This window comes from Rossellomorea sedimentorum (genome assembly GCF_046237645.1).
GTDB lineage: Bacteria > Bacillota > Bacilli > Bacillales > Bacillaceae_B > Rossellomorea > Rossellomorea sedimentorum.
Genome location: NZ_CP143546.1, coordinates 3,681,008 through 3,693,982, shown reverse-complemented (window position 1 = coordinate 3,693,982; position 12,975 = coordinate 3,681,008). Strand labels below are relative to the sequence as shown.

The following is a 12,975-nucleotide window of genomic DNA, read 5'->3' as shown; positions in this document are numbered from 1 at the left end:
GACGATGCTAGTACTAACACGCAAAACTGGGGAAGCCATAAAAATTGGTAATGATATCGAAGTAACAGTTGTATCGGTTAAAGGCGATCAAATAAAGCTGGGCATCAATGCTCCGAAAAATATAGAAATCCATCGCAAGGAAGTTTATCTAAACATCCAGGAAGAAAATGCAGAAGCTTCTAAAGGCATAAAAAATCTGCTTAGCATTTTGCCCAAAAAACAATAAAAAAATTTCAAGAAAACTATTAACTCCTCGTCCTTACTGCCGATATTAATAATGTAAGCAAAGGATACATAGGGCGGCCGACCAAATGAGTCTTTTGCCAACATAAAATCCAAAAAAGTTCACAAGGATGTGAACGGAACATTCAAGGAGGAATCTTGCAATGAGAATTAATCACAATATTGCGGCTCTTAATACTTATCGTCAGTTGAACAGTGCTTCCACTGCACAATCTAAATCAATGGAGAAATTATCTTCTGGTCTTCGTATTAACCGAGCGGGAGATGATGCAGCAGGTCTTTCAATCTCTGAAAAAATGCGTGGGCAAATTCGTGGCTTAGAACAAGCAGGGCGTAATGCACAAGATGGTATCTCAATGATTCAAACTGCTGAAGGTGCTTTAAATGAAACACATGATATTTTACAACGTATGCGTGAGTTATCTGTTCAAGGTTCAAATGACACTAACAATGCAGATGACCGTGAGGCTATCGGTGAAGAACTACTTCAATTAAAAGATGAGATTGACCGTATTTCTAAAACAACAGAGTTTAACGGTAAAAAACTGTTAAACGGTGACTTATCGGCTACTCAATCTGGTGGTACTGCAAAAGTTGGTACGGCACTTGCAACAACTGCTGCTGCTACAATCTCAAAAATAGACGTTTCTGGTGCATTAGGAAGTGAAACGTACACTTTTGCAGACGCAACAGGTGGAGATTTGACTTTGACTCGTTCAGATGGTGTTTCTCAGACAATTTCTTTAGATGCGTCTATCGGAGCAGATGGTACAATGACATTAGACTTTAGTCAGTTAGGTGTTAAATTAGAGATAACTGGAGATACTACTAAAGCTGCTGCTGATATTGCTGCTGACTTAGATACACTTGATATTACAACTGGAGCAAACGCATCAGCTAGTTTTGCAATTGGTTCTAATGGTACTAATGATGAAAAATTAGCTGTTTCTTTCTCGAAAATGGACACTACTACACTGGGTAGCGGTGTTGGTGTTAATATTTCTGACAAAGTTACCGGTGCTGCAAGTGCGATTGTTGATGATAAAGCAAAAGCTGATGCATTAACGGCTGTGCTTGACGATGCAATTAAGGATGTTTCTAAACAACGTTCTACTCTCGGTGCCGCCCAAAATCGATTAGAGCACACTATCAACAACTTAGGTACATCTGCTGAAAACTTAACAGCAGCTGAGTCTCGTGTTCGTGACGTAGACATGGCGAAAGAAATGATGAACCAAACAAAGAATTCTATTCTTTCTCAAGCTGCTCAAGCTATGCTTGCTCAAGCTAATCAACAACCACAAGGAGTTTTACAACTTCTTCGTTAATATTAGATTATTTGGAAAGGACTCTAGATATTTTCTAGGGTCTTTTTCGTAATCTCAAGCATTTTGATAATAATTTTATAAGGATAAAGTATTCCCTACAATTGTGGTGAGAGAACATCAATAATGGTGATACACCAAAGAATACGAATTTGAGCAAAAAGGAGTAAAAGTAGATAATAAGAATATATATTTTAGGAGGTAATGCCAAATGAATGATATGTTACAAAGTCTTCAAGTCGGTGATAATGTAAGAGTAAAGATAGCCAATAGTTATGAGTACGGTACTGTCACTGGTATAGAAAATGGAGAAGTCCTGATTCAGATATCAGAAGCCCTAACTAGGGAAGTATCTTTTGAGGACTTTATTGAATTGAGTTACGAAGCCGTAATTAATAGATAATTGGTTGAAATCGGTTTAAATGAATATACAAGCATATATCATAATCGTGAACATAAATGTACATTATGTTCATCAAAAATGGGCTTCTTTCTTCGGAGAGAAGCCCTTTTTCTGTTTGGAGGAGGAATTGTAATCATGAAAAATCAAACTGCCAAACGTGTAAACATTGTTAGCCTAAAGCTAGTGAAGGAATCGAGCATGCTTTACAAAAATAGAAGTGTGCGTAGTCCAAAGGATGGCTACCAATTGCTGAAGCAGTTCTTAGGAGACGTGGATAGGGAACACTTTGTTGTTGTTTGTTTGGACACAAAGAATCAACCAACAGCTATCAACATTTGCCACATTGGAAGTCTAAACGCAAGCATAGTGCATCCTAGGGAGTGCTTCAAGCCTGACATTTTGAGTAACGCTGCATCAATTCTAGTAGGACATAACCATCCCAGCGGCAATAACACAGCAGATGATTCTACGGCAAAAGCAGACGTGTTAGTTGACATTCTAGATGCTGCTATTGTAGACGTTTCAACTAAACGTTCTTCATACGGTGCTGCACAAAATCGCCTAGAACATTCTATTAATAATTTAAACACATCCTCTGAAAACCTAACAGCAGCAGAGTCTCGTATTCGTGACGTGGACATGGCTAAAGAGATGATGAATCAAACGAAGAATTCAATTCTTTCTCAAGCTGCTCAAGCAATGTTGGCTCAAGCTAACCAACAGCCTCAAGGTGTACTTCAATTATTACGTTAATAGTCTTAGAATTAAGGGGCCTAGTTCTGCTAGTGTCCCTTGGTTTATTATAAAACTTATTAAGCCCCTTATATCTCCTCTATTAGTTACACGTGATAATGACATTCCTGAAATTTAGTCCCCCCAAAGCTAAACTTCCTTTCTTACAACCCGATATAATAAGTAAAGAATATTTTGGGAGGAACCACAATGGTTGATAAAGTAACAGGAAGTGTGAAAAGTACTCAATCATTCTCTTTTAAACCTGAAAACTTAGATAGTAAGCTAAGGAACATAGAACAATTACAAGAAATTGAACATATCAAAGATGAGCAGCTCCAAGAACCAGTTACGAATGAAAGAATCAAAGAAGTTGTCCAAGGGATGAATGAGTTTCTTTCTCATTCAAAAACCCATCTTAAATTTGAATATCATGAAAAGTTAAAAGAATACTATGTAACTATCGTTGATGATACCTCAAAAGAAATAGTGAAAGAGGTACCTGCAAAAAGAGTACTAGACATGTACGCTGCAATGACAGAATTTGTTGGATTGATGGTAGATAAAAAAGTGTAAAGGAGTACATAAGCATGAGAATCGGCGGTTTGGCCAGTGGAATGGATATTGATTCCCTCGTGGCTGATTTGATGAAGGCAGAAAGAATGCCTCTAGATAAATTAAAACAGAAAAAACAAACCCTGGAATGGAAACGTGATGATTACCGTGCAATGAATACGTTGCTTTTGGACTTTCGTTCTGAACTGACACAGTTTAAATTAACTTCTAAATATCGTGCCCGTCAGACGTCTTCCACTGATGAAAACAAAGTTACTGCAACAGCAACGAGCGGTGCTTCACAGGCATCCTACACTATCAATAATGTTACAAAGTTGGCTTCTGCAGCTACAAAAGTTAGTGGAACAGGAGATACTGACAAGTTGTCAAGCGATCAAACTAATAAGCTGGATTCTGCTGCAGGATTATTTAATCAGACATCGAAGCTTGCAAATGGGGCAGGATTCAGCTGGTCTCAAGGAGTCATTGAAAAACAAACAATTAAAGCCACAGCTGATACATCGTCCCTTTCTTTTGAGATTGGCACAAGCACATTGAAAGACCTTGACAAAATGAGTGTGAAAGTGAATGGAAAGTCCTTTGAAGTACTGACAGCCACTCCCCCTGAAGGACTGGGGAACAATCAAGTTGTAGTGGATGGAAGCGGCAATCTGACATTCGGTTCAACAGTGAAAAAAGACAGCTCTGTAACTATTGAATATGTAACTGTAGACAAAACACAATCCATCGATACCACTACAGCAGTAAAAGATTTCCAGTTGACTAAAGGATCAATAAATACTTTAACATTGAATATTGATGGAAAAGATTATTCACTCGGGACCACCGATGCAGAAGGCAATACTCAACTAATTGCCTCAGATAATGAAGTAATAGGAACTATACAAAAAGAGACTGGAAAAATCTCATTTACTACTGAGCAGCTTAATAATACTATTTCTGTCACTTATACGCAAAATTATGCGGATTTCTCTCTTCAAACTTATAATAAAGACGGCGAGAAAAATGTGAACTTCCTCATTGCTGGAAATGATTCATTCAATTCGGTTATAAACAAAGTTAACTCATCAGATGCTGGCGTTACAATGTTCTATGATTCCTTTTCTGATAGAGCTACTCTGACAAGGAAAGAAACCGGTGACTTTAATAAGGGTGGTAACGAAATAACAACCAATGGCGCGTTTATTAATAATCTTTTCAAATTCGGCTCCTCAGTTGAAAGTGGAGGAACAAACGTTGAATTTGAAATCAACGGGTTGAAGACAGAGAGGTATTCAAATACCTTTGAAATGAATGGAGTCACATTTAATATTAAACAGCCTTTCTCATCTGCTGATACACCAAATGGCGTTACCACTGCTGTCAGCAATAACACCAACAAAGTATTTGAGAATATTAAGGGATTTATCGAAAAATACAATGAACTTATTGGGAAAATTAGTGATAAAACCAGCGAAGATTATTTCCGTTCTTATCAGCCGCTGACTGATGAGCAGCGTGAGAGTCTAACAGACAAACAACAGGAGCAATGGGAAGAAAAAGCTAAAAGTGGTCTTTTACGAAGAGACTCTACTCTTTCCGGCTTACTGAGTAAAATGCGCACAAATTTTTATCAACCGGTAGATAATGCAAGTGTAAATCCCCTATACAATCAGTTATCAAGCATAGGAATTACCACTACTAGTAACTATTTAGAAGGTGGTAAGCTCGTTATTAATGAGGCTGAATTGAAAAAAGCAATTGAGGCAGATCCGGACTCAGTAGAGAACCTTTTTAGAGGCGGGGGGGATGCTGCCAGTGAGTCACAAAAAGGAATTGTTCATAGATTATATGAATCAGTAAATACAACTATTGATAAACTGAAAGAAAAAGCAGGAAATAGCTTTTCTACTCTTCAGCAGTTTTCACTCGGAAGGGAACTAAGGAGCGTGGATAGCAGTATTGACCGCTTTGAAAATAGGATGAAACAAGTTGAAGATCGATACTGGCGTCAATTCACTGCCATGGAAAAAGCGATTCAGCAATCAAACCAACAGTCCATGTATCTTATGCAGCAATTCAGCGGTATGTAAGAAGAAACTAACGTTAAGGGAGTGTCTTTATGGCAATAAACAATCCATATAAAACGTACCAAAACAACTCAGTGAATACAGCTTCACCAGGAGAGCTCACACTAATGCTTTATAATGGATGTTTGAAATTTATTAACCTTGCCAAAAGAGGAATAGAAGAAAAAAATATCGAACTGAAAAATACAAATATACAAAGAGCTCAGAATATAGTCAGTGAGTTGATGGTCACTTTGAATGTAGACCTTGAAGTTTCTCAGAATATGATGAGTCTTTATGACTTCATTAATCGCCGATTAATAGAGGCAAATATTAAAAGCGATATAAAGGCCCTTGAAGAAGCAGAGGTGCTAATTACCGATTTCCGTGACACTTGGAAGCAGGTCATTCAGTTAAATCGCCAGCAAACTCATTCGGGGCAAGGCGGGCTTGCCTAATGTCGGCAGTTAAGGAATGTTATGCTTTGACTAAACGGTTATACGAGATTCTTTATAATAGCAAAGCAGAGCGCTATGAGGTAATTGAAGAGGTTGAAAGGCTGCTCCATCTAAGGCAGGGTCTTTTGGAGAGCATTCACCCGCCTTTTTTGCAAGAAGAGGAACAGCTGGGAAAGCAAATGCTTCTCTGGAATGAAAAAATTGATGACAAAATGGAACAAATACAAAGTTCTATTAAAAAGGATTTAAATACCCTGTCAAATAAGAAGAATAAAGCTCAAAAATACTCTAATCCATATAATAACATGCAAACTGATGGATACTTCTACGACAAAAAGAAATGAGTGATTTTTTGACAGCTAACGTAAAGCTAGATGAGAAGCAATATATCTTTATCAATGAATACACGGAAATGCTTTCAACAATCGACGAGGCGTTTCAATATGTCATAAGCAGCTTTGATGACTATGAAAAGACAGAAGGGGATACGGTTTTATCGGATATCTTTCACGCATTTGCCCAGATTGCTGAGAGCAATACTCTCCTTATATCCATTTTCACCTGCGAATCAGCGGTTACCCGTGCCGTTGATCGGTATGAAGAAGTGACAAAGCAAGCGATGAAATTAGACGGCAGCTTCCATGATCAAAATAAAAAACAAGTGGTCGTTACTGAGAGTCTCTATCCGGCATTTAAAGACTGGAAAGAGAAAGTCTGTCAGGAAATGGCCATTTATATTAAAAACTAAAGGCGCGGAATTCCGCGTCTTTTTTCTTTCTCTATTTGTGCCAGGCAGTCGAATTAACACCTCCGTAATACATGTCTAATTAAGGGCGAAAGTTTAAAAAATAAAACCGAAATATCACTTATAACCCTTGTCAATAAGCATCCAACAAATTATTTGTTAATTCGTCAAAATTTTTAGAAAGATTAAGAAGGAATATGAAGGGGAATAGAGAAATATATAAATATAGCTTTATCTAAAAGGAGGAGTTTACATGTTGAACTACAACATTCGAGGCGAGAACATTGAGGTAACTCCAGCGATTCGCGAACACGTGGAGAATAAGATTGGTAAGTTGAATCGTTACTTCAATGAAACTCCTGATGCCGATGTACATGTTAATTTGAAGGTTTACCCTGATAAGAAAACGAAGGTCGAAGTGACAATCCCGATGCCGCACTTGGTATTACGCGCAGAGGAGCGCCATGAAGATATGTACGCTGCCATCGACCTGATTGTAGATAAATTAGAACGGCAGATCCGTAAACATAAAACAAAAGTGAACCGCAAGATGCGTGAAAAAGGCAGTCCGAAAGAATTCTTCGCCGCTCAGGAAGGGTTGACGACAAGCCAGCTCAATGAAAAAGCGCGTGAAGATGACGAGAATGATGAAGTAGTGAGAACGAAGCAGTTCAACTTGAAGCCGATGGACAGCGAGGAAGCCATTCTTCAAATGAACCTTCTTGGTCACAGTTTCTTCATCTTCACAGATGCCGAAACAAATGCGACGAACATCGTATATAAGCGCAGAGACGGTAAATACGGGTTAATCGAGACAACATAATAGAGGAATAAGCATCCTGCAGGGTTCTGCAGGGTGTTTTTACATAGAAAAAATTAGAGGAGAATTGTTTCGGTCGGCGAATAGTTTTAAAAGAAGATAATTATAGCGGGAGGAATACAACATGACTTTCAGTATTGTCGGGTTTGATCCAAAAGAAAAAGAGTGGGGTATTGCGGTACAGTCCAAGTTTATTGGAGTGGGAGCGGTTGTTCCGTTTGCACGGGCCGGAGCGGGAGCGGTTGCGACCCAGTCCTATGCCAACACAGCTTACGGACCGCAGGCTTTGCAGTTAATGGAAGAAGGAAAAACGGCAGAAGAAGCACTGGAAATCATCACGAGGGATGATCCGGAACGCCATTTGCGTCAAGTTGGTTTGATTGATGCGCAAGGTAATGCGGCCACGTTTACAGGGGAAGGCTGCTATGATTGGGCAGGCGGAATGACGGGAGAGCATTTTGCAGCGCAGGGGAACATTCTTGTGGACCAGCGTACGATGGAAGCGATGGCGGAGACGTTCACTTCAACGGAAGGAACTCTTGCAGAGCGGCTTTTAAAAGCACTGGATGCCGGCCAGGAAGCGGGAGGAGATTCTCGCGGAAAGCAGTCAGCTGCTGTCTATGTTGTGAAGGAGAAAGGCGGATACGGCGGGTTCAACGATCGGCTGATTGATCTCAGGGTTGATGACCATCCGGATCCTATCAAGGAGCTCATCCGGATTTTCAATCTTCATCAGCTTTATTTTGCCGCCTCCAATCCTGACAGAGTGGTACCGGTGGATGGATTTGTTCATGAAGAGTTAAAGGCAGAATTGGAGCGTCATGGTTATATGAAAGTGGATAAGACGGTGAGCCAGGCGTTACGGGATTACCTTCATACCGAGAACTTTGAGATGAGGGAGCATGAGGGAAGCATTGACCTTGATGTTCTGGAGTTTATGAAAAAGCAGAATAATTAAAAAGAGCGGATAACGTCTCAGGGCGTTATCCTTTTGGTTTTACAGCGTTAATAATGAGTGATACACAGTTCAGTTCTCCATTATGGTTACGTGGGTCGAAACGCAGCGAACGAAAGATGATTCCTTCGGCTGGATTCCATTCACTGGCATGGAAGTCACCGTTTTCATCGCAGTATTCCAGAAGGGTGACCTGGAACCCTGCCTCCTGGAAAAGCTGTTGCAGTATTTTATAGTTGAATAGTATCTTATGAGAAGCTGCAGGATGATCGGCAGGTCCCGGCCCTCCGACTTTTACGACATTTTGATAGTCTTCATCAGGGAAGAACCCGTCCGGAACAGCGCAGCGAATATAGCCGCCGGGTCTTAAGTAGTGAAAGCATCTTCTGGCCGCATCTACACCTTCCTCATAAGTGAGGTGCTCCCAAACGTGTTCAGCTAAGATTGCCTCTAGTGTGTTGGGGCGAAATTTGGCTTCCCATTGTTCGTCCTTGAGAAGATCCAGTTCTTCTTACTGTGTATGCAGCCAGCCTGGGTTATTGTTATATTCCCCGGCACCGATAACGATTTTTGTGTGGATAGTCATATACTGTTTTCCTCCATCCTATCTATTTCTCTAAACATTCTCCTGTGCAGCGGGTTTTTCCTGTGTGGATTAGCAACTTTTACAAGAAGCAACTTTTCCCTAAACAGTTTAATGTTAGCGCCAAGTAGATTATAATAGTTGTTTGTGAGCTTTATTTTTGAGCGAGAGCAACATCAGGAGGTACGACTATGAAAACGATTGGCCGGAACGAGCCGTGTGAGTGCGGCAGCGGTAAGAAGTATAAGAAGTGCTGCGGAAATCATTCCGCTGTTAATATTGATGATTTGGTGCTGGGCGAGCTGGAAATCCTTCAGGCGCAGGTCTATGATTTTATCGCCGTACATAACAGTGAAGAACTTGAGAGTGATTATCATCGCTACTATTCTGAGATGAAGATGATGAACAAAGATCAGGAAATCTATGAAATGGCGTTCTTGAGCTGGTATGGAGTGACGAAAAAGCTGGAAGACGGACTGACGTTGACAGAGCGTTTCGTTGAAAAACAGAGCAAGGCCGTAACGAGACCGCAGACATTAGAAAGCCTGGAGAAATGGAAACAGCCGAGGATTGTTGCAGGAGTCGTGACATCTGCACAAGGGACGGAGCTTGTGATTGAAGATACGGTTGAGGGAGAAGTTTTCAATGTAAAAGGAGCCAATCCTGAGATTGTAGAAGGCTGCTTCTTTATCGGTATCCTGCTTCAAAACGGAGAGAATTACCTGCCTTTTGCTCAGTATTTCGTCTACCCTGGCATTGCTGATACATGCAAAGATGCTATGGTCGAAAAAATGAAAGCGGCAGATAAAGATGAGGTGGAAGAGTATCTGATTTCTCACTATCTCTATCTTGCTGATCATTGTTTCTACCTTTATACAGGGCAAGGTCAAAAGGTAAAAGAAGAGGCTGCGCCAGAATTAGAAGATAGCTCGGACAATCCTGCCTATACAGAGGCGATCGATTCGATGAAAAGCTTTCTGACTGAACAGGGAGAGGCAGCTGTCAGCATTGAAAAAGCTTCCATGCTGTTGTCTCAATACTTTGAGAGTGAATCTCCTAAAATTCGCAACCCGCAGATCTATTCCGCTTCGATTATCGAAGTGATCAAAGGCGATACAGAATTGAAACGGGATTACCTGCAAAAAGACCTGGCAGAGGCATTTGGAGTATCCGCCAACAGCATATCAAGACGATCAAAAGAAATGAAAAAAATCATATTGGCTGCGGCGGCCGTTTAACGCATCACCGCACTAAAAGGGACAGTCCCCTCTTTCGCTTTAAAGCGCGAAAGGGGACTGTCCCTCTTTGCGCTTTAAAGCAGTAAAGTGCCGCTCGGTGTCGCTTGTTGTCACTCTTTCATGATAGTGGTAATATTAATAAGGAATATTGTGTATTTTTAAAAAGGATTTTACTAGTAAATCTAGAAGTGTTACTAGTGATTATTTGTTCATTATGGCGAAACAAAAATGTTCGCTGATTATATTTATAAACAATAGCTGCGAAATTAGCGGCTCTTTTATCAAACAACTACATTTCCACTAGAAGGAGCGCTCATACATGATTGGAATTTTAAATAAAGTGTTCGATCCCAACAAACGCGAGCTGAAGAAGCTGGAGAAATATGCTGATCAAATCGATGCTCTTGGTCCGGATATAGCGAAACTTTCGGATGACGGCCTTCGTAAGAAAACAGAAGAATTCAAAAAGCGTTATCAGGATGGCGAGTCCCTGGACGATATGCTTGTCGAAGCATTCGCGGTTGTCCGTGAAGGGGCGAAGCGTGTCCTGGGCCTTTACCCATACCGCGTGCAGCTGATGGGTGGTGCGTCCCTTCATGAGGGGAACATTTCCGAGATGAAAACCGGGGAAGGTAAAACGCTGACGTCCACCATGCCGGTATACCTGAATGCTATTACGGGGAAAGGCGTTCACGTTGTCACAGTCAACGAATACCTTGCCAGCCGTGATGCCGAGGAAATGGGCCAGCTCTATAACTTCCTTGGTCTGTCTGTGGGTCTTAACTTGAACTCGCTCACAAAAGAGGAAAAGCGTGAAGCGTATGCAGCGGATATCACCTACAGCACGAACAACGAGCTTGGCTTTGATTATCTGCGTGACAATATGGTGCTATATAAAAATCAAATGGTTCAGCGTCCGCTTCACTTTGCCGTAATCGATGAAGTCGACTCCATTTTGATCGATGAAGCCCGTACTCCGCTGATCATTTCCGGTCAGGCACAAAAGTCTACGCAACTGTATCTGCAGGCGAATGCAGTCGTCCGCATGCTGAGCAAAGACACAGATTTCACTTATGATGAAAAAACAAAAGGGGTTCAGCTGACAGAAGATGGGATCACGAAGGTAGAGAAAGCTTTCAATATCGAGAACCTTTTTGACCTGTCACATGTAACGTTGAACCATCATATTCTTCAGGCGTTGAAAGCCCATGTCAGCATGCAAAAAGATGTGGATTATGTCGTACAGGACGATGAAATCGTGATTGTCGATTCCTTCACCGGCCGTTTGATGAAAGGGCGCCGTTACAGTGACGGCCTTCACCAGGCGATCGAGGCGAAGGAAGGCGTCGAAATCCAGAATGAAAGCATGACCATGGCGACGATTACGTTCCAGAACTACTTCCGTATGTATGAAAAACTGTCCGGTATGACAGGTACAGCGAAAACGGAAGAAGAAGAATTCCGCAATATTTATAATATGAATGTTGTCGTGATTCCGACGAACAAACCGATTGCCCGTGACGACCGTCCGGATTTGATCTATGCGTCCATGGAAGGCAAGTACCGCGCAGTAGTGGAGGAAATTGCCGAGCGTTATCAAAAAGGCCAGCCGGTGCTGGTTGGTACGGTTGCGGTTGAGACGTCTGAATTGATTTCAAGGCTCCTCACGAAAAAAGGTGTCCGCCACAACGTATTGAATGCGAAAAACCATGAACGCGAAGCGGAAATTATTTTAGAAGCAGGTCAAAGAGGCGCTGTGACAATTGCGACAAACATGGCCGGCCGTGGTACGGATATCAAATTGGGTGAAGGTGTCCTTGATCTTGGTGGACTAGCTGTCATCGGTACAGAGCGCCATGAATCCCGCCGTATCGATAACCAGTTGCGTGGTCGGTCCGGACGTCAGGGTGATCCGGGTGTGACACAGTTCTATCTTTCAATGGAAGATGAATTGATGCGCCGCTTCGGTTCCGACAATATGAAATCAATGATGGAACGCCTTGGGATGGCGGATGACCAGCCGATCCAAAGTAAGATGGTCAGCCGTGCAGTGGAGTCTGCCCAGAAACGGGTTGAAGGGAATAACTTCGATGCCCGTAAGCAGCTACTGTCTTATGATGATGTCCTTCGTCAGCAGCGTGAAATCATCTACAAGCAGCGTTTTGAAGTCCTTGATTCTGAAAACCTGCGTGGAATCGTAGAGTCAATGATCAAGTCTGTCATCACTCGTTCTGTTGAAGCGCATGCGCCAATCATTGAAGAAGAAGAGAAATGGAACCTGCAGGGAATCATTGATTATGTCAGTGCCACCCTTCTTCAAGAAGGTGATGTAACAGTTGCCGATCTTCAAGGCAAAGAGCCTGAAGAAATGATTGAATTGATCTATGCGAAGGTTCAAGAACGATATAACGAAAAAGAAGAAGAGCTGACTTCCGAGCAGATGCGTGAGTTTGAAAAAGTCGTTCTGCTTCGTGCCGTTGATACTAAATGGATCAACCATATCGATGCGATGGACCACCTCCGTCAAGGTATCCACCTCCGTGCTTATGGTCAGACCGATCCATTGCGCGAGTACCAGCATGAAGGCTTTGCGATGTTCGAAAACATGGTCTTGGCGATCGAGGAAGATGCAGCCCGCTATGTGATGAAAGCAGAAATCCGCAACAACCTTCAGCGTCAGGAAGTTGCAAAAGGGCAAGCTGTCAATCCAAAAGAGGATACCAGCGGCAAAACCAAAAAGAAACAGCCTGTACGCAAAGCCGAAAACGTCAAAAGAAATGACCCATGCCCGTGCGGAAGCGGTCAAAAATATAAAAACTGTCATGGTAAAGTAGAGTAATTTTTTTAAC

The 12,975-nt window shown here is 41.7% G+C and carries 13 protein-coding genes and 1 pseudogene; 13 read left to right on the top strand and 1 reads right to left on the bottom strand.

All coding sequences use genetic code 11. The features are described 5' to 3' along the window. Nucleotides 1-4: 4 nt before the first annotated feature. The 11 genes from csrA (at nucleotide 5) to V1502_RS18155 (ending at nucleotide 8,308) form a co-directional block, all read left to right on the top strand. Nucleotides 5-226 carry a carbon storage regulator CsrA gene (gene csrA, locus V1502_RS18205; protein ID WP_409252008.1) on the top strand — a complete coding sequence of 74 codons (222 nt, stop codon included), beginning with the start codon at nucleotides 5-7 and terminating at the stop codon, nucleotides 224-226. Between the two features lie 160 nt (nucleotides 227-386). Continuing rightward, nucleotides 387-1,571, top strand: coding sequence for a flagellin (locus V1502_RS18200; protein ID WP_409252007.1), 1,185 nt, complete (start codon nucleotides 387-389; stop codon nucleotides 1,569-1,571). Nucleotides 1,572-1,779: 208 nt separating this feature from the next. After that, entirely contained in the window at nucleotides 1,780-1,971 is a 192-nt protein-coding gene (locus V1502_RS18195; protein ID WP_409252006.1) for a hypothetical protein, read from the top strand. A 78-nt stretch (nucleotides 1,972-2,049) separates the two neighbouring features. Next, entirely contained in the window at nucleotides 2,050-2,724 is a 675-nt protein-coding gene (locus V1502_RS18190; RefSeq protein ID WP_409254387.1) for a flagellin, read from the top strand. 189 nt (nucleotides 2,725-2,913) lie between these two features. Beyond that, nucleotides 2,914-3,279: a flagellar protein FlaG gene (gene flaG, locus V1502_RS18185; protein WP_409252005.1), complete on the top strand. Its 366-nt coding sequence runs from the start codon at nucleotides 2,914-2,916 to the stop codon at nucleotides 3,277-3,279. A 14-nt stretch (nucleotides 3,280-3,293) separates the two neighbouring features. Then, entirely contained in the window at nucleotides 3,294-5,351 is a 2,058-nt protein-coding gene (fliD, locus tag V1502_RS18180; protein WP_409252004.1) for a flagellar filament capping protein FliD, read from the top strand. Nucleotides 5,352-5,380: 29 nt separating this feature from the next. Then, entirely contained in the window at nucleotides 5,381-5,785 is a 405-nt protein-coding gene (fliS, locus tag V1502_RS18175) for a flagellar export chaperone FliS (RefSeq protein WP_409252003.1), read from the top strand. 26 nt (nucleotides 5,786-5,811) lie between these two features. Continuing rightward, nucleotides 5,812-6,129, top strand: a complete 318-nt coding sequence (locus tag V1502_RS18170) for a flagellar protein FliT (RefSeq protein WP_409252002.1) — start codon at nucleotides 5,812-5,814, stop codon at nucleotides 6,127-6,129. Between the two features lie 8 nt (nucleotides 6,130-6,137). Continuing rightward, nucleotides 6,138-6,533 carry a hypothetical protein gene (locus V1502_RS18165; RefSeq protein ID WP_409252001.1) on the top strand — a complete coding sequence of 132 codons (396 nt, stop codon included), beginning with the start codon at nucleotides 6,138-6,140 and terminating at the stop codon, nucleotides 6,531-6,533. Between the two features lie 250 nt (nucleotides 6,534-6,783). Then, nucleotides 6,784-7,353, top strand: coding sequence for a ribosome hibernation-promoting factor, HPF/YfiA family (gene hpf / locus V1502_RS18160; protein ID WP_409252000.1), 570 nt, complete (start codon nucleotides 6,784-6,786; stop codon nucleotides 7,351-7,353). Nucleotides 7,354-7,474: 121 nt separating this feature from the next. Next, nucleotides 7,475-8,308: a DUF1028 domain-containing protein gene (locus V1502_RS18155; protein WP_409251999.1), complete on the top strand. Its 834-nt coding sequence runs from the start codon at nucleotides 7,475-7,477 to the stop codon at nucleotides 8,306-8,308. Between the two features lie 25 nt (nucleotides 8,309-8,333). Here the strand turns inward: V1502_RS18155 and V1502_RS18150 are convergent. Beyond that, nucleotides 8,334-8,891 (bottom strand): annotated as a pseudogene (locus tag V1502_RS18150) (class I SAM-dependent methyltransferase). Between the two features lie 188 nt (nucleotides 8,892-9,079). On the opposite strand from V1502_RS18150, the gene V1502_RS18145 reads away from it, so the two are divergent. Beyond that, complete coding sequence (locus V1502_RS18145; RefSeq protein ID WP_409251998.1) at nucleotides 9,080-10,126, top strand: YecA family protein; 1,047 nt, start codon at nucleotides 9,080-9,082, stop codon at nucleotides 10,124-10,126. A 319-nt stretch (nucleotides 10,127-10,445) separates the two neighbouring features. Next, nucleotides 10,446-12,965 (top strand): preprotein translocase subunit SecA, encoded by a 2,520-nt coding sequence (gene secA, locus V1502_RS18140; RefSeq protein WP_409251997.1) that lies wholly within the window; start codon nucleotides 10,446-10,448, stop codon nucleotides 12,963-12,965. Nucleotides 12,966-12,975 lie beyond the last annotated feature (10 nt).

What these genes read in the sequence shown, in the direction of transcription:
- csrA (WP_409252008.1), top strand. Translation starts at nt 5, where the DNA reads ATGCTAGTACTAACACGCAAAACTGGGGAAGCCATAAAAATTGGTAAT.
- V1502_RS18200 (WP_409252007.1), top strand. Translation starts at nt 387, where the DNA reads ATGAGAATTAATCACAATATTGCGGCTCTTAATACTTATCGTCAGTTG.
- V1502_RS18195 (WP_409252006.1), top strand. Translation starts at nt 1,780, where the DNA reads ATGAATGATATGTTACAAAGTCTTCAAGTCGGTGATAATGTAAGAGTA.
- V1502_RS18190 (WP_409254387.1), top strand. Translation starts at nt 2,050, where the DNA reads ATGGGCTTCTTTCTTCGGAGAGAAGCCCTTTTTCTGTTTGGAGGAGGA.
- flaG (WP_409252005.1), top strand. Translation starts at nt 2,914, where the DNA reads ATGGTTGATAAAGTAACAGGAAGTGTGAAAAGTACTCAATCATTCTCT.
- fliD (WP_409252004.1), top strand. Translation starts at nt 3,294, where the DNA reads ATGAGAATCGGCGGTTTGGCCAGTGGAATGGATATTGATTCCCTCGTG.
- fliS (WP_409252003.1), top strand. Translation starts at nt 5,381, where the DNA reads ATGGCAATAAACAATCCATATAAAACGTACCAAAACAACTCAGTGAAT.
- hpf (WP_409252000.1), top strand. Translation starts at nt 6,784, where the DNA reads ATGTTGAACTACAACATTCGAGGCGAGAACATTGAGGTAACTCCAGCG.
- V1502_RS18155 (WP_409251999.1), top strand. Translation starts at nt 7,475, where the DNA reads ATGACTTTCAGTATTGTCGGGTTTGATCCAAAAGAAAAAGAGTGGGGT.
- V1502_RS18145 (WP_409251998.1), top strand. Translation starts at nt 9,080, where the DNA reads ATGAAAACGATTGGCCGGAACGAGCCGTGTGAGTGCGGCAGCGGTAAG.
- secA (WP_409251997.1), top strand. Translation starts at nt 10,446, where the DNA reads ATGATTGGAATTTTAAATAAAGTGTTCGATCCCAACAAACGCGAGCTG.